This is a genomic window from Aeromonas sp. L_1B5_3, from assembly GCF_963866575.1.
Taxonomy (GTDB): Bacteria; Pseudomonadota; Gammaproteobacteria; order Enterobacterales; family Aeromonadaceae; genus Aeromonas; species Aeromonas jandaei.
Genome location: NZ_CAWMDN010000117.1, coordinates 42,899 through 57,313, shown reverse-complemented (window position 1 = coordinate 57,313; position 14,415 = coordinate 42,899). Strand labels below are relative to the sequence as shown.

Here is a 14,415-nt window from a genome sequence, read left to right as displayed (position 1 = left end):
AACACTGGTAAGATGCGCCGCCATTTTCCCATGTTGTAGCCACCATGACCGCCCAAGGGCACCTGCTCTTCTCCGTTACCTGTACCCTGATCGCCCACAAACTGCAGCTGACACCGGCCCTGGCCGATGCCAGCCTGTGGCAGAGCATCCCGATCGCGCTGGCCAGCGCTCTGCTGCCGGATCTCGACCACCCCAAATCGCTGCTGGGACAGCAACTGCCGTGGATCTCCAAGCCCCTGTCGCGCCTCTTTGGCCATCGCGGCTTCACCCACAGCCTGCTGGCGGTTGCGGCCGCCATCTGGGGGCTCAACCAGCAGCTGCCGCCCGATACCTTGCCGGTCGGAGTCAAGGATGCCCTTATCGTCGGTGTAGCCGCGCGGGTGAATTGATCACTAAAGGCTAGTGAATTGATCACTCAGAGCTGTGATCAATCCACTAGGAATTTAGCCTTTAAACTCGACCATGCGGGGGGCGACACTGCAAACAATGGTGAGCGTACTTCTTGGTTGAAGGGTAAAAAGGCCAGATGTGCCAAGGGTGTCGGAAGAAACCCCATCAATTGAGTATGTGATTGCAGTAACAACGCCACCTGAAACACTCAGAGTGATGGGATTATTGCTGGTATTGTTATAAACGATGGCGCCAGCAACGATTGTAGGAACAAGAACAAAAACACCTGTCCATGAAGCCTCATGACGCCCAAGCGCGCGATTATACACATCACGAACAGCTAACTTGCCATGACTATCATCAGTGATTGAGCCAGATCCATTGCGGTTATAGGTTAGGTCATGACAACTGTTATTGACCGCAGATGAGGCATGATAGATAGACTGATGCACACCACCAGCAACACGATTGCCAACAGATCCTGCAGCAAAGGTGACGATCTTGTCTGTTGTAACATCACGAAGGGTATTTTCACGCCCTTCAAAGTAGACATCATGATCGGTGTTTGCTTCGAAGTCTGTGCCCATAAATACGTTGTTAAACGCATCTTGGGTTGGACCGGTGGCGCTGCGGAAATAGGCTCCTATAGCATTCCCCTCTGATGTACCAACAAGGAATACGTTCCCATAGGCATACACCAAATCAACACCTATACCGGAAACACCCTCCATCAAGATATTTTCAAAAATACAAAATGATACGGGGTGGCCAGCTGATCCACCTTTGAGCAACAATCCCGTGGCAGGCTGAGCATCAGAAAACCACGGTTCCTCAATGTGGCTGGCTGTTGGCTTCATGTAGTGATTGCATACAGCAAAACCAACCTCAAAAGCCGCCATGCCGGCACCAGCACCCGTTACCTTAACATCATATCGGCAGTGAGCTGTGTTATCAGTTATGAAAGTTGACGTTGTTACATCAGCATCAGCTTCAACAATAAAGCCACCAATGATGTTGATGTTGTACTTGGTCTGAGCGCCTCTGATAGTTAATGGGTCAGCTGTCCCGGTAAAACGAAGCCTTACAACCCCAAGAGACTTGAAAGACAAATTGTCAATCGCCCAATTTGGCATTGATGAATACTCATAAACACCAGCAGGCCATAGAACAGTGGGCAATGAGGATGTGGCAGATGCGGCAAGAGTAGATAGATAAAGATGGCATGCAGCAAAAGCAGATGAGTTGTCAAAGCCTGGGATTGGCTTTGCACCAAAATCATCGACAATATTCAAAAAACCGCTGTTTACTTTAAGTGCTTTGATAGCTTTCAAAAGCTGATCATCAACCGACTTATCAGGTGTGATTCCAGCTTCTACAATCACACTAAGCAACTCGTTGGTGATCTGGTTAAACCAGTCTGCACCTGGAACAGTAGGCGCCTGACCAAGGCCACCCTCAGTAAAATATTGGCGGGTTAAGCTTTGCACCGGTCGGCGCGCTGGCTCCACATCTACTCCAGATCCACGATCAGGCCAAAACATAGTTACACCTCATAGTTAAAGTCATAGTAAAAACCAGCCAGCTTCAAGCGGTTCAATACACACTCAAGAATCAGTGAGGCCTGACCTCGCAATGGTGTCAGAACATCATCCAGAACGGTAAAAAGGTCCTCAGGAATACCAATGACATCGACGCGCAGAACGAATCGCGTCGAATCTGGATAAATTGGGTAATTGACATCGCGCAGCACGTTATGCGGCCACTGTTCATGCACCTTGACTTCATATCCAAGAGCAGCAGCGATAAACTCGATTTGCCATGAAGCCAGGCCGCCTTTGCGGTGATACTTCTCCACCACTGCGGCGCGACGTTGTTCGAATGTCTGATAGGAAATATTGCACTCAGGCAGGCCAAGATAGACCTCCCACTCAGGCAGCAGCTGCACTGTTGTTTCAGGGCGCATTTCAAGCAGAAGCTGTTCCGCGCTTAGCTCAACTTCCTGCAGTCGCTTGGCAAATCCGATCGCGTACTTTGGCAAGAACGACTCAGGATCGCGCGGCCAAGCGCGACCACACGGCATCTGTTGCAGCAGCACATCAGCCCATTGCTCTACAGAGTGGGCCACGTTACCACCCCGATCACATTCAATTCGGTAGCTGCTGCAGGAACATCAGCATTCAAGTCGAGACCGTAATCTCTAACGCCAGTTGCCGAGCCAATAGCTGTGCGTATCTTTGACAGCAAAAGCGATTCACCTGGTTGCAAGGTTCTCTCATAGCCATTCAGGTTCTTCTCGATAGCGGCGCGAATCTCAGCGCTATCTGGGGTTGGGGTGATCGTCAGATTGGTGGTCTTGAGTGTTGGCCCTATGATGACAGGTTCGATACCAGCAGGGCGGCCAACCAGCACGCCAGTAGCCGGGTCAGCATGACGGAAGAGGTAATCCTTCATCAAAAACTGCTCGGTAGGAGTCGGCAGGATGTCAGGCCGGTCATCATAAACCCAGCCGATCCCGACCGTTCCGCCGCCTTGCCACACGTCATAAGCCCATGCGCGGGTCACGCCAGCCACCTCCCGCATCCAGGTGACATAATCGGCCACAGCGCCCCCCATCGGCGGGTTGCGCTTGCGGAACAGCAGGCGCTCAAGCAGCTGGTTGATCGGCTCGATATCTGCCCCGCCGCTGATGTCTTCGCTGACGCCGTTGGACTGCAGCCCGGGAACGGGTGTGACCAGTGCCAGCGGTTGGCCTGCGGCAAGGTTTCCTGCTGCGCCAGCCTCTGTAGCCTGCACTTGCACAGCAACAACGCCACCACTCGGGCTGGCGCTGCTGGTGACGGTGTATTGACGGCCGTCGCTGTGCTGCAGCACGGTACCGACAGGGGCTGGCACGGTACCCTGCAGTGTGGCATGGCCTGCGGCATAGGTAGCCTGTTTGCGGATCACCCCTTCGAACTGAGCGGTTTCGATAATGGTCTGGTCATCCGATTCGCTGGTCGGGATGATCTGACGGACGATCCACATCTGGTGATCGTAGAGGTCGCGCTGGCCAGCGGAAACGGCGGAATTAAGCGCCTGCTCGATGCCGAACTTGGGCAGCACGGTGCCAAGGCTTGACTCGATATCGAGCAGGCCGCTGGCGGTGATCTGGCGCAGGGTGGGGACGTTATACGGCATTTGCTTGCGCCTCCCACCGCTTGTTGATGGTCATGGTGGTGTTGGTTCCGTCAGGGCTGGTGATGGCGATGTTAAGCTGCAGCATTTGAAACTGGGGAATGGCTCCGGTCACCACGATATTGCTGGCGTAATCAGGCTTTAAATGGGCATCAAGGGCGGTTTGTGCGTAGGTCACGGCCTTGTTGCGCACGTCGGTGGTGAGCTTTTCGCGGTCGAGCAGCCAGAGCTTGCTGCCCCAATGCTGGTCGGCAAAGGTATCGCCAATCCAGCCGCGCTTATCGGCGGTACCGTCTGGCAGCACATCGGAGTCATCGGCGCGGGCATCGGTGAACAGCACCTGCAGCACCAGCGTTTCGAGGCCATCATCCTGACGCAAACCGGCCGGGGTGATATCGATATCGCCCCGGCCGGTTTCGTTGTTCCAAATGATGGCTGTGGTCATATCCCTCACACTGGGGGCGATGTTTGCCCCCCACCTGGTAAATCGTGTTTATGCTCCAGAAACGACTTGCCGTTGATGATCACATCGCCATCAACAATGATGTTCAACGTGACGTGCATGGCGCCCTGAAACTCGTTATCAGGGGATATGGTGGTGGTTTTCTCTTCGGCTGTGATAATGACGCTTTTCGCGCTGAGCGCGGCCAAGCCGTCTTTACCAAGGGTGAGGTTGTGACCCTCCAGATGGTATAGGCAACTATCCCCAGCATCCAAGTCTTTCGGGCGAAATCCCTTGTGCTCGACGGCAATGGCCACCAGTCCGGCACGGGCGCCACCCAGCCCCAGCACGATGGCTTCAGACCCTTCTGGCGGCACGCTGGTGTGGCCGTAGTTCTGGAAGCGCTCGACATCATCCGCCCCTTCGTCTGCCAGCACCTTGAGTTGCAGGTTCTGGCGCTGCAGGGCGTCATTGACCAGTGTGACGATGGCGCGATCGGCAATCAGGCGCAGGCGGCGCTGCAGCGGGGCCAGCAGCTTCTGTACGTCACGAATACTTACCATGTGGTCACCTCTTTGGTCTGTTTCTTGGTTACTTCTGCGGGGATCAGCATCGCCTCGCGCGGGGTCAGGTTGATGATGGCCTCGCGGCCTGCCTGGTCGTCTTCCATCAGGGTTACGGAGACGATCAGCCAGTTAACATCCAGCCCCTGGATCTCGTCCTTCACTTGGCACATGCGGTTGATTCGCCAGAGCGGGCCGCTGTCTCCTTCCATCCCCTGAGTGCGCCAGCCAGCGACGGTGATCTCGGTCTGGGTACCTTCGCCAATGCTGCGCTGTTTTTGCCACTGGCCGCGCTTGCTGGCACCGGCCACGGTGGTGACATCTTCGGCGATGATGATGCGGGGGCGATAGCGCGGCACATCCGGATCGCTGATGGTGGCCTTCTGGCCGCCTATTGTAGTGGTCGGGGTGTTATCCCACGTCGTGCCGCCGCCGTAGCTGCTACCTTTGACGATCCATTCTGATGCCCGATCTCGCATGCTGAAGTTGCCACGGGCCGCCAGAATGTTCGTGCCCAGGATAAGGCTGGCGCCCATCTCCTGTTCGCTGGCCTGCGTCAACACCAGCTGGCCTTTCTCGTTGGTGGTGAGCAGCACTGCCCGCTGCTTGGCCAAGCGATCGAGCAGCTCGAAACAGGTCTCACCCTGCTCGATGGCCACGCGGGGGAAGGCAGCGCCCAGATCGCACTCGACCACTACCTCGATATTGAACGGCTTGGAGATATCGCGGGCCACCTTATCTAGGGTGACGTTCTGCCATTGGCCGCTCTTGTAGATGGCCGAGCAGTCCACCAGATCGCTGGTCTTGCTGCGGCCGCTGACCACCCAGCTCACTTCCTTGGCGTCATAGCTTGGGGTGAAGTCGTCCACGTACCCAGTCAACACCAGATCGTTGCCGATATGCACGGTGCAGGCGCTGCCTTCGCGGATGGCCATCGCTTTGGCGTCATCCCATTTACGGGTCATGGTCAGCTCGAAATCACCGGCAATATCGCGCAGGCTGCGGGTGACGCGCACCTTCTGCCAGCCACTATAGAGCTGACCATCCACGCGCAGGGTAATGGGTTCAGCCATTGGTCACCTCGTCAATCACCTGAATGGTGGTGCTCGGGGTGATGAAAGCAGGATCGCGCAGCTTGTTGCCCATCACCAGCCGATCGCGGTATTCGGCATTGCCATACTGCTGCCACGCCAGCAGCGCAGACGCGGTGGTGGTGGTCAGGGTAATCTGACGGCGGCGCGGCAGCTTTGCCCCCCGTTCGCGGCTGTCGTTGAGCAGGGCAAGGCGCAGATCGCGCAGGGCGCGCCAAACATCGCTCTGCTCGGCCTCTACCGCATCCATGGCCAGCTCGGCCAATATGTTGGCCCAGTAGTTTGCCAGCTGCTCCAGATCGTCTGCGGTGAGCAGCAGGTTGCGATCTGCCCCCACTACGCCATCCATGGTGACCGGACGGCTGATCTGGTTGTTGACCTGATCGCCGGTAAGCGACTGGCCGATAGTCACCTGACCATTCTGGTCTGGGGTAAAGTCGCGGTTGGTACCGAGATCCGCGCTGGCAATGGCACTGGCCGCCGCCGTAGCGGTGGCACGGTCAATCAGCGCGGTGAAGGCCTTGCCATTATCGAGCGCGGCATTCAGCTCGGTGGGGGTGTCGATGGTAGGTACTGACGAGGCCACGCCGGTGGTAACGTCGCTGTTGATGCTGGTCGGCAAGCCGCCAGTGATAGCCAGCTCGGCGCGCATCCCTTCCCAACGGCGGCTTACCTGGTCATAGACAGAGAGCGCTCTGATGGGGTCAGTCACCACGCCTTTGACATCCTCCACGATGCCGGTCACCTCGCGGGCAAGTTCGCCCGGGTAGGCCAGCAGCGATCCGACGCTATCCTTGGTGCGCATCAGGCGATCGGTCCACTCTCGGAACTGGTCAGGCAGGGATGGCAGGCCACGGGTCAACTCGTCCAGATCGTCGAGGAAGGTATCGACCATCACGCCCATGTTGTCGATGCCGGTGACGAAGGAATCGAGGAATGACTGCTCACTGGCACCCTGCGCAGCGGCGGCCGCATTGCCAAGGGTGGCGGCGGTATCGATGACAGCAGAGGGGAACAGGTTCTTGCCCGCTTCCCAGACCGTGAAGGTCACATAAGCAACGCCATCCTCTTCGTTATCCAGCCGGTGGCTAACGTCGCCGACCTGCACGGTGCGCACGCCCCACCACGGATGGATCATCTCGCCAGTGCCTGGTTGGTTCAGGGCATCGAGCAGGGCGCGCAGCTTGGATAGATAGTCTTTGCCGACCAGCTTGCCGGTGATCTGCTCGTTAGTGATCGCGGCGCCGTTGTCTTCGGTCCAGCTGCTTTCGCGCTTGGGGTATTCGCGGGGGATGGCACGGCGACCGCCTTTGCCTTCCACGGTATTCAGCAGGAATTCAACGCCCCTGATCGAGGCGGTCAAACGCTCTTCAAAGCTCATTCAAACCATCCTTACGGCATCAATGAAGGGCCGTTATCCACGCGCACCTGCAGCCCGGGAGCCGCATCGCGGGCACGAACGGTGATACGGTCATCGCTGACCTTGATGTCGATACCAAGGTTGTCAGGGCGCGGTGATGGCGTGATATCTCTGGTGAAGAATGCCTTCATCTCATCAAACACATCGAGAATGCCTGGGGCCGGAGAAATGCCGTCAGTGCTAAGGTTGAAAAGACCATTACCCTTATCAGCCAGCTCCTTGGCGCGCTCTTCCTTTCTGCTCCAAGATGGCAATCCACCGAGTTCAGGGATAAGCGAAACGCCATACAGCGCAGTTCCGCCCGCGATCAGCTTCTGAACATTAAGAACGCTCTTGTTGCCAGCCTGATTGCCTGCCGGAGTAAGAGATCCATCTCCAAATCCAGAACCCGGCATATTGACCACATAGACTGGCGTTGCACCCAGATCGGCCATGGCGTCACCAATACCCCCAGCACCGCCCTTTCCTTTCTTGAAAATTGCACCTGCAGCCCAACCACCGGCAGCAATAGCCCCCTTGGCAACCGGAGCAAGCAATCGGCCTCCTTTGTTGAGCAGATAGATGCTGCCCAGGATCTTGGCCAGATTCTCATAACCGCCAACCATGTCAGCGATGCCGCTTGCCGTCTCACCAACCGACTTAAGTACGGGGATCAGTTCTGCGCCAAGCTCCTTGGCATCACGGATTGCCTCAGCGGCGGCCTTGAAGGCATCAACCAGATTCCCACCAATCTTTTCGACCAGTTCATCGTATTCTCCGGTCTTCTTCATCTCGTCCAGCTGCTTGAGCAACGATCCAAGCTCCTGCTTGAGCACGGTAAAGGCGCCACTATCCATCACATCGGTTTTGAACATGGTCCAGCTGTCGCCCATATTGGAGATCATGCCGTTCCAGCTCTCCATCTGGGTTTTCGCTGCCCCCTTAGATGCCAGCCCCATCTGATCGATAAGGTCCTTGATCGCTTTCCTGGTCAACTGGCCTTTACTTGCCATGTCCTGCAATTGCTGGGTGGTGTAACCAAGGCCGTTATTCTTGCCAAGCTCCTTGCTGGCCTTCTGCAGGTAGTCCCAAACTGGCACGCCACGTTCCAGCAGCTGCAGCGCCTCTTCGCCCTGCAGCTTGCCTTTCGTCCATGCCTGACCAAGTGCCAATGAAATGCCATCCATCGTTTCGGCTGTGCCGCCCATCATGGCGGCCTGATCGGCAATGGCCTGCATGGTGCCATCCATCGGATCGAGGCCAAACGCCTTCAATCTGACGAATGATTGGGTCACCTCGTTGACGGCATAGGGGGTATCTTGGGCGAACTGCTTGACCCAACTCATTGCCTTGGCGCCACCTTCCGGCCCACCTTGCAATTTGTTGAGCATGATCTGATACCGCTCGAACTCGGCAGCGGTCTTGATAAAGGTACGTTCAAAGGCGATGGCAGATGCAGCACCGGCCAACACCAACCGATTGCCAAAGGTATCAATGCCCTGACTGGTCGCTGCCATGGTCGAGTTCATCATCGCCAGCGCGTTCTTGCTCTGGGCGGCAAACTGACTCATTGACTGACCATATTGGCGGGCTTTGACGGCCATATTGCCAGCCAGATTGATGACGATATCGGTAACAAGTTTATCGGCCATGATGACCTCTATTTACGACGTGGTGGTGATGGCGGGCGGATAAGTTGCTCATGGATCTTGAGCAAGCGACGGATGGAGTAACATTTCAGCTCGCTGATAGGGAGGCGATTCCCCATGAAAAAGAGAAACGCCTCCAAAGGTTCAGCCAGCTGCTTAAACTCGCCCCCGCTTGGCAATCTCCTCCAGCACCAGTCGATCAAGCTCTGCTGCTTTGTTTTGCAGCAATGTCAGATCATCACGATGTAGATTGCGCAGCTGTTTCATATTCAACGGGCCTTGAATTTCGCCAATATATTCAACTTGGCGGCAAAGCATATTAAGGCCCATGCGAACATCAGATGTATAAGCGGCAACTTTACCGCTAGCCAATTCAACTACCTGCTCAGCTTCAAGTTGCGAATCAATAATGTCACTGGCGGTTAATTCGCGTAGGCCAACTTCTTTTTCAAAAGTCTCCTGACCATCAGAACCAGTAACTTTATAACCATGTTCAAGATTGAAGGTCATGACAGCCATAATTAAATCCTTACAATCTTGCGACCCATGAAGCTGGTTTTAATATCGCCAGACTCTTCATTAAGCGTTGCCTGACCGCATACACAACCGGTCATCATATAACTGACGCCGTTATCACCATCCCAAACCAATTGGGCATTGCTGATGGCTTTGATATCGATGATATCGACATCTTCATCAGCGGCGATGGACAGGTTCTCAATCTTTGGCGGCAAATACTTTTTGGATTCACCCCATACCACACCAGGGCCGACATGCTGAGTCCAGTCGTTACCGCCCGGATCCAGAGTAGAACCGCCCTTGGTCTTGATTTGCTTGCCATTCACACGGATGGTCACTTCACCGAGGATTTGTCCCATGGTGTCCCCCTTAGAGTTTGAACTGGATCAGCGCTGCGAAGACGCGCAGCTGGTTGACGACATCCGGATGGCACACGCAGTTGAGGCGGTTGCGATCGGCGGTGTCGCGATAGACGCTCAGCGTCTCTTTGAACAGGTCGAAGTTTTCCATCAGGCCAGCGGTCACCCAGTCGAGCGCCACTTCCAGAATCGCCTGCTCCATCAGCTTGGGCGTGACCACCGGCTGTGCCGGGTCAATCTGCGCCAGCACGTTGTCATCGGCCAACTTGTGGCGCGGGAACCGGTTGGTGACCATCACCTTGATGTCGTAACGCATCTTGCCCAGGGTGGCCGGTGTGGTGATGTCGAGATAAGAGGGATCAGGGTCGCCAAAGGCGTTCTTCTGATACATCGACACTTCGCGCTCGATGGCCACCACGTCACCGGGCTGCACCTGATAGGTGGCAATGCCGGATTTGAGCAGGTTGTTACGCTCGTCAAAGGCGAAACGGTCAGCCTTGGCCGGCGCCAGAATGCCTGGCAATGCCAGCGTCTGCAGCGGGCGAGCCGGGTCAATGGCCAGCTGATAAGAGGCCACGCCGCAATAGCTGGCCGCGAACTCCCAGCTCGGGCTCGGTGACTTGCTGGTACCCATGCAGGAGAGCAGGAAGTCGTTGCGCGCTTCGCCGAATGTGATGGTCTCGCCATAGGTACCACGGAAGGCGGTATAGGCGATCGCCTCAGACATCTTGAGCGGTCCCCAGCGGGTCAGCAGTTCATCGCGCAAGGTGTTGAGGCTGGCAGTGTCGTTAAACGGCGTCATGATGTGGTTGTACCACTCGTCCGGCATGGCAGCGATCAGAGCGGCCATATCGGGAGCGCCGGAACCATTGGCCATGCCGGTATAGGTAATGGTGACACCGGGCGGCAGCTGCTCGCCTGCGTAGTAGTTGTAACGCAGGTCGATATCGTTGCCGGTCAGGCCCTTCCACTTGGCGGTGACGTTGACGCGGGCGGTGTCGGTGCCATCCACGGCAGCGGTCACCGGCAGGTTCTTGTTGGCATTGATGGCGGCCGCTGCCTTGGTGGCGATGCTGGCGGCGGTATCGGCGGCGATAACGCCAACCTGCACCGATTGACCGGCGATCAGCAGATAGACGGTACCGGCCTGAGTGGCAGGGCCACCGAAGATATAGGAGCCTGACGCTGACGCTCCGGCAGTCAGGTTGCCGCTGGCGATAGCAAAGGTGCGGGTGTAGCTGTTGGCCTTGCGGTAACGCTTGGCAGCCAGCGCCATCATGGAGCCTTGACCGAACAGGGCATCAATGGCCGATTCACTGACCGGGATCTCGACCACGGTCTCCGGATCGGCGGTACCGGCACCGGTACCCGATTCGATCATCTGACCGAACAGCAGCACGTTCTGATCCTGGGCGATGTTGCCGCTCAGGGCCTGCGAGTTGTTGATCTCGATATAGACGAGCGGCACGCGCACGTCATTGGGGATAGTTCCGAGAGCCATGGTCACTCCTTCGCTTGCGGTTTCTTGGTGGCCTTGGCGGCCGGTTTAACTTCGTTCACATCACCATCGGCCAGCCGTTTCAGCCAGAAGCTGGTGCGCGGTACCTTCTCGCCATCGGCGGCCAGCTTGCTGCCATCCGGCTTTTTGATGACCAGCCCGGGGGCCGGTTTCAGATGCAGTTCCATCATTGCTCCTAAGGTGTTGGGCCTGGCACGGTGATATCTGCCTCGCAGACCGGTGAGCCATCGCCCTGCTCGGCGCGCCAGTTCATACGCAAGAAGTCATCGAGCGTGGCGGGGTCGATGGGGTTATCCAGCGGCCAGTCTTGCCGCCATGTCACCGACCAGATCGCCAGCCCCAGCTTGTCGATGCCGGTGGTGTAGAGGTTGTCCATCCGCACGCCTTCCGGCGCTTTATAGGCACCAGTGCCACGCCAGCCGCCGGTCAACATCAGGGCGGTGGCCAGCCGACCGGCAATCACCTCGGCGCGCTGGTCTTTGGCATAGCCGAACTGGTCAGCACAGAACACGAAGGCGACAAACTCGATAGTGCCGATCAGGCTGCCTTCACGGCGCATCGATACCACCCGCTGGGCGCAGATACGGATGCCGCCATCGCGGTTCCCCATCCAATACTTGATATCGTCCGGCTCGTTGAAGCGGCCGATATGGCGCTCCACGGTTTGCACCCGGTCAATCAGCCGATCCGCGCCGGGGCCGGTGGCCTCCAGATAGGGCTTGAGGTAGTTCACTACCCCTTCGCAGGCGCTGACGGTGCTGCCGATGGTGCCAAAATCAGGGCGGCTCATAAGCCTGCCTCCTTCATCACGTCTTGCCAGAAGTCGCCAATCACGGCGAGCAACTCGGTCTGGTTATCGCTGGAGAGGCCCAGAAACTCGCGCTGGGGGATCTCCATCATGCGGGTAAAGCTGCCGACCGACTGATAGACCGGGAACTTGAGCGCCTTGCCAAACGCCTGACTGATGCGGCGAACGTGGGCAGGCACCTGCACCGACCCGCTGAAGCCGTCCTGATGCACTCCGGAATAAGCCAGCGGCGAGCCGACCCGCACGCTGTTTCTCTGCACCTGATACTCGATGCTATCGAGCAGGTCGCCTTCACCCTGCAGCAGGCTTTGGCCGCCGTGGCGGGTCTTGGCGTAGGCATCTGACCAGGGCGCCCATGGCGTACCATCCGGCGCGGTCTTCTCGTCACTGATGCGGCGGCGGGTCTGACTTTCGACAACTGCGCCGATGCTTTCCAGCAGCTCGGCCTTGTAGTCGTTGCGGCCCATGGTATCGAGCAGGCGCTGATAGCGCGCCAGCTCTTCGCCCCGGGTCGATACCTGCACCGAGATCGCCATCAGAGCACCCCTTTCAGGCTGTTGCGGGTGAACAGGCGCTCATTCTCTTGCACCAGCTCAACCTTGCCGACGCTGCCCTCTGGCGGCATATCCGGCGTGGGCAGGCCCAAGTCAATCTTGCCCGCCGCAATCTCTTTGATTTTGGCGATGGCGCGGTCATAGCGTTCGCGCAGCAGGTCGGTGGCCTGATTGTCGCGGTCGGCCAGCCAGTAGAAGGCGATCACGATGGCGTTGCGTTTGAGCAGATCCGGCACGGTCGGCAGCGGCAGCACAAAGCGACGAGACAGGTATCCATTGATTTCGTCATCGGCGGTGGCCAGTGCCTCATCAATCCAGACATCGTTCAGGGTGTCGGTGCTGCGGTCGAGCGCGAAGTTGTAGAGCATCGAGCCGTCGCGGTCTTCCAGATCCTGCTTCGTCGCGTAGATGGCCATGGTCAGTCCTTGATATAGCTGCTGATCAAAACTTGACTAGAAACAGTGGCGGCCGCTGCCATCAGCGAACCAGCTGCGGTTTCAAGCAGCTTTGCGACTTCTTTATCACCAGCACCGCCAAGCTCATTGACCAGTGGCATCAGCTCGTTCTGCATTTGGCCAATGATTGCGTTGGCGGTCTTCATCAGCTGGTCAATTTTGACCAACTTGGCAGGCGGCAATGCGATGCCAGCCAGTTTCTCTTCGATAATTACGGCCATGGTTATGCCCCCATCACTTCATATTCGGTGCAGACCAGCCACGGCTCGTGATAGACGCGCTGGGCCTGTTCTGCTGTCAGGTAGCAGCACGGGATCTCGCAACTGTGGTCGTGCGGCACATCGGCCTTGGCGGTAACCACAAAGACGCGGGTCGGGCTGGAATGCAGGAACTGGACCTCGCAGCGCCAGAAACCGGCCGGAGACTTGGCCTTGACGTCGAACTGGCCGAGCAGCCAGTCAGCGTTGATCTGATTTGCAGCGGCCTGCTGTTCGGCTTCGAGACGGGCAGCTTCGGCGGCTTGCGCTTCGGCGGCCAGTCGGGCCTCTTCGTCGGCCTGCGCTTCGGCAGCCAGTCGTGCCTCTTCGGCGGCCCGCTGTTCAGCTTCGAGACGCGCAGCTTCGGTATCAGGTTCTACCAGCACTTCGCCATCTTTCTTCTGTTGGGGCTGCGCTTGTACCAACTCGGTACCCGCGCCCACTGCTGCAGCTGCCAGCTGCTGGCTTTTGTCGTCACCGGTCGGGGTGGCTTTCTTTTTCGTGGCCATTTCAATGCTCCTTTAAACGGTCGTTACTAGCGGTTTACACCGCCGATATCACGGTTTCAGTGGTGATCTGCTCGGCTATCAACAGCACGCCGGTCAGGTTGAAGGTGCCACCATTGCTGCGGATCACCGGCTTGGTGCCGTTGAGCGCGATAAAGCCGTTCTTGTCGATAGAGAAGAAGGTCGCCAGGGTGATGACATCACTGGTGACGGCGACATCACGACTGGCCACCAGGCGGTTGCCATTGGTGCCGACAAAGTCGAGCTGCATGGAACGGTTGGTACTTCCGCCAGTCCAGCTGCCTTCCAGGTTGAGCTTGAAGGCCACACTAGCGTTGTCGTTGTAGACGTTTAGCTTGTCACTGGTTGTATTAAAAAACGGGGCCAGCGCGCCAGCAGCAGGAGCCGGCAAGGCTTTGAGCAAGGCAACAAGATCGCGGTTGGTATCACCGGGGATAGATACACCGGTCAAGCCAGACCAACGCACTTCGCTTTTCTTGCGCGCCGGCAACGGTGTGCTTGGGCCCTTGAGGAAGCTGTCTCCAAACATGGATTATCCCTCCACCACAACCAGCGGTCCGCCAGGCTGTTGCAGCGCACGGGCATAGATATTCTGGGCCGGGTCAAAGCTCCAACTTTCACGCTTTCCGCTCTCCAATGTCATGCCAACCATTTCAGTGGGCGCCGGCAGAGTATTGCCAGTACGAAAAATCATCCTCTGGCCTGTCTG

The 14,415-nt window shown here is 57.3% G+C and carries 18 protein-coding genes and 1 pseudogene; 1 reads left to right on the top strand and 18 read right to left on the bottom strand.

Annotated elements, in window-relative coordinates; genetic code table 11:
• Positions 1-44: 44 nt before the first annotated feature.
• Positions 45-368: pseudogene (locus tag AACR93_RS13170) on the top strand (metal-dependent hydrolase); the annotation flags it as partial.
• 75 nt (positions 369-443) lie between these two features.
• On the opposite strand, the gene AACR93_RS13165 reads toward AACR93_RS13170, so the two are convergent.
• The 18 genes from AACR93_RS13165 to AACR93_RS13080 form a co-directional block, all read right to left on the bottom strand.
• The gene (locus tag AACR93_RS13165; RefSeq protein ID WP_156152858.1) at positions 444-1,931 is read right to left on the bottom strand and encodes a hypothetical protein; all 1,488 of its coding nucleotides are present in this window, start codon (positions 1,929-1,931) and stop codon (positions 444-446) included.
• Between the two features lie 2 nt (positions 1,932-1,933).
• A complete protein-coding gene (locus AACR93_RS13160; protein WP_043849633.1) occupies positions 1,934-2,515 on the bottom strand; it encodes a YmfQ family protein in 582 nt (193 codons plus the stop codon).
• The gene (locus AACR93_RS13155) at positions 2,500-3,567 is read right to left on the bottom strand and encodes a baseplate J/gp47 family protein (protein ID WP_043849632.1); all 1,068 of its coding nucleotides are present in this window, start codon (positions 3,565-3,567) and stop codon (positions 2,500-2,502) included. Before AACR93_RS13155 ends, AACR93_RS13160 begins: the two co-directional genes overlap by 16 nt.
• Positions 3,557-4,009, bottom strand: coding sequence for a phage GP46 family protein (locus AACR93_RS13150; protein WP_043849631.1), 453 nt, complete (start codon positions 4,007-4,009; stop codon positions 3,557-3,559). Before AACR93_RS13150 ends, AACR93_RS13155 begins: the two co-directional genes overlap by 11 nt.
• 5 nt (positions 4,010-4,014) lie before the next feature.
• On the bottom strand, positions 4,015-4,569 hold the full coding sequence (locus AACR93_RS13145) for a phage baseplate assembly protein V (protein WP_043849630.1): 555 nt from the start codon (positions 4,567-4,569) through the stop codon (positions 4,015-4,017).
• On the bottom strand, positions 4,563-5,642 hold the full coding sequence (locus tag AACR93_RS13140; RefSeq protein ID WP_043849629.1) for a phage baseplate assembly protein: 1,080 nt from the start codon (positions 5,640-5,642) through the stop codon (positions 4,563-4,565). Before AACR93_RS13140 ends, AACR93_RS13145 begins: the two co-directional genes overlap by 7 nt.
• Complete coding sequence (locus AACR93_RS13135; RefSeq protein WP_043849628.1) at positions 5,635-7,041, bottom strand: DNA circularization protein; 1,407 nt, start codon at positions 7,039-7,041, stop codon at positions 5,635-5,637. The genes AACR93_RS13140 and AACR93_RS13135 overlap by 8 nt, the downstream gene beginning before the upstream one ends.
• Positions 7,042-7,052: 11 nt before the next feature.
• Positions 7,053-8,711 carry a tape measure protein gene (locus AACR93_RS13130; RefSeq protein ID WP_082044037.1) on the bottom strand — a complete coding sequence of 553 codons (1,659 nt, stop codon included), beginning with the start codon at positions 8,709-8,711 and terminating at the stop codon, positions 7,053-7,055.
• Between the two features lie 153 nt (positions 8,712-8,864).
• Positions 8,865-9,227, bottom strand: coding sequence for a phage tail assembly protein (locus AACR93_RS13125; protein WP_043849627.1), 363 nt, complete (start codon positions 9,225-9,227; stop codon positions 8,865-8,867).
• A gap of 2 nt (positions 9,228-9,229) precedes the next feature.
• On the bottom strand, positions 9,230-9,586 hold the full coding sequence (locus tag AACR93_RS13120) for a phage tail tube protein (protein WP_043849626.1): 357 nt from the start codon (positions 9,584-9,586) through the stop codon (positions 9,230-9,232).
• A 10-nt stretch (positions 9,587-9,596) separates the two neighbouring features.
• Positions 9,597-11,087 carry a phage tail sheath subtilisin-like domain-containing protein gene (locus AACR93_RS13115; protein ID WP_043849625.1) on the bottom strand — a complete coding sequence of 497 codons (1,491 nt, stop codon included), beginning with the start codon at positions 11,085-11,087 and terminating at the stop codon, positions 9,597-9,599.
• A gap of 2 nt (positions 11,088-11,089) precedes the next feature.
• Positions 11,090-11,272 carry a DUF2635 domain-containing protein gene (locus AACR93_RS13110; protein WP_043849624.1) on the bottom strand — a complete coding sequence of 61 codons (183 nt, stop codon included), beginning with the start codon at positions 11,270-11,272 and terminating at the stop codon, positions 11,090-11,092.
• Between the two features lie 8 nt (positions 11,273-11,280).
• Complete coding sequence (locus AACR93_RS13105) at positions 11,281-11,895, bottom strand: hypothetical protein (RefSeq protein WP_043849623.1); 615 nt, start codon at positions 11,893-11,895, stop codon at positions 11,281-11,283.
• Entirely contained in the window at positions 11,892-12,449 is a 558-nt protein-coding gene (locus AACR93_RS13100; RefSeq protein ID WP_043849622.1) for a phage virion morphogenesis protein, read from the bottom strand. Before AACR93_RS13100 ends, AACR93_RS13105 begins: the two co-directional genes overlap by 4 nt.
• Positions 12,449-12,883: a gp436 family protein gene (locus AACR93_RS13095; protein WP_043849621.1), complete on the bottom strand. Its 435-nt coding sequence runs from the start codon at positions 12,881-12,883 to the stop codon at positions 12,449-12,451. The genes AACR93_RS13100 and AACR93_RS13095 overlap by 1 nt, the downstream gene beginning before the upstream one ends.
• A gap of 2 nt (positions 12,884-12,885) precedes the next feature.
• Positions 12,886-13,143 (bottom strand): hypothetical protein, encoded by a 258-nt coding sequence (locus AACR93_RS13090; protein WP_043849620.1) that lies wholly within the window; start codon positions 13,141-13,143, stop codon positions 12,886-12,888.
• Between the two features lie 2 nt (positions 13,144-13,145).
• On the bottom strand, positions 13,146-13,688 hold the full coding sequence (locus AACR93_RS13085; protein WP_043849619.1) for a hypothetical protein: 543 nt from the start codon (positions 13,686-13,688) through the stop codon (positions 13,146-13,148).
• Positions 13,689-13,722: 34 nt separating this feature from the next.
• Positions 13,723-14,235, bottom strand: coding sequence for a tail needle knob protein (locus AACR93_RS13080; RefSeq protein ID WP_043849618.1), 513 nt, complete (start codon positions 14,233-14,235; stop codon positions 13,723-13,725).
• Positions 14,236-14,415: the final 180 nt, after the last annotated feature.

Excerpts from the sequence above, each read along its gene's own strand:
- AACR93_RS13165 (WP_156152858.1), bottom strand. The coding sequence starts at position 1,931 with ATGTTTTGGCCTGATCGTGGATCTGGAGTAGATGTGGAGCCAGCGCGC.
- AACR93_RS13155 (WP_043849632.1), bottom strand. The coding sequence starts at position 3,567 with ATGCCGTATAACGTCCCCACCCTGCGCCAGATCACCGCCAGCGGCCTG.
- AACR93_RS13150 (WP_043849631.1), bottom strand. The coding sequence starts at position 4,009 with ATGACCACAGCCATCATTTGGAACAACGAAACCGGCCGGGGCGATATC.
- AACR93_RS13145 (WP_043849630.1), bottom strand. The coding sequence starts at position 4,569 with ATGGTAAGTATTCGTGACGTACAGAAGCTGCTGGCCCCGCTGCAGCGC.
- AACR93_RS13140 (WP_043849629.1), bottom strand. The coding sequence starts at position 5,642 with ATGGCTGAACCCATTACCCTGCGCGTGGATGGTCAGCTCTATAGTGGC.
- AACR93_RS13135 (WP_043849628.1), bottom strand. The coding sequence starts at position 7,041 with ATGAGCTTTGAAGAGCGTTTGACCGCCTCGATCAGGGGCGTTGAATTC.
- AACR93_RS13130 (WP_082044037.1), bottom strand. The coding sequence starts at position 8,711 with ATGGCCGATAAACTTGTTACCGATATCGTCATCAATCTGGCTGGCAAT.
- AACR93_RS13125 (WP_043849627.1), bottom strand. The coding sequence starts at position 9,227 with ATGGCTGTCATGACCTTCAATCTTGAACATGGTTATAAAGTTACTGGT.
- AACR93_RS13120 (WP_043849626.1), bottom strand. The coding sequence starts at position 9,586 with ATGGGACAAATCCTCGGTGAAGTGACCATCCGTGTGAATGGCAAGCAA.
- AACR93_RS13115 (WP_043849625.1), bottom strand. The coding sequence starts at position 11,087 with ATGGCTCTCGGAACTATCCCCAATGACGTGCGCGTGCCGCTCGTCTAT.
- AACR93_RS13110 (WP_043849624.1), bottom strand. The coding sequence starts at position 11,272 with ATGGAACTGCATCTGAAACCGGCCCCCGGGCTGGTCATCAAAAAGCCG.
- AACR93_RS13105 (WP_043849623.1), bottom strand. The coding sequence starts at position 11,895 with ATGAGCCGCCCTGATTTTGGCACCATCGGCAGCACCGTCAGCGCCTGC.
- AACR93_RS13100 (WP_043849622.1), bottom strand. The coding sequence starts at position 12,449 with ATGGCGATCTCGGTGCAGGTATCGACCCGGGGCGAAGAGCTGGCGCGC.
- AACR93_RS13095 (WP_043849621.1), bottom strand. The coding sequence starts at position 12,883 with ATGGCCATCTACGCGACGAAGCAGGATCTGGAAGACCGCGACGGCTCG.
- AACR93_RS13090 (WP_043849620.1), bottom strand. The coding sequence starts at position 13,143 with ATGGCCGTAATTATCGAAGAGAAACTGGCTGGCATCGCATTGCCGCCT.
- AACR93_RS13085 (WP_043849619.1), bottom strand. The coding sequence starts at position 13,688 with ATGGCCACGAAAAAGAAAGCCACCCCGACCGGTGACGACAAAAGCCAG.
- AACR93_RS13080 (WP_043849618.1), bottom strand. The coding sequence starts at position 14,235 with ATGTTTGGAGACAGCTTCCTCAAGGGCCCAAGCACACCGTTGCCGGCG.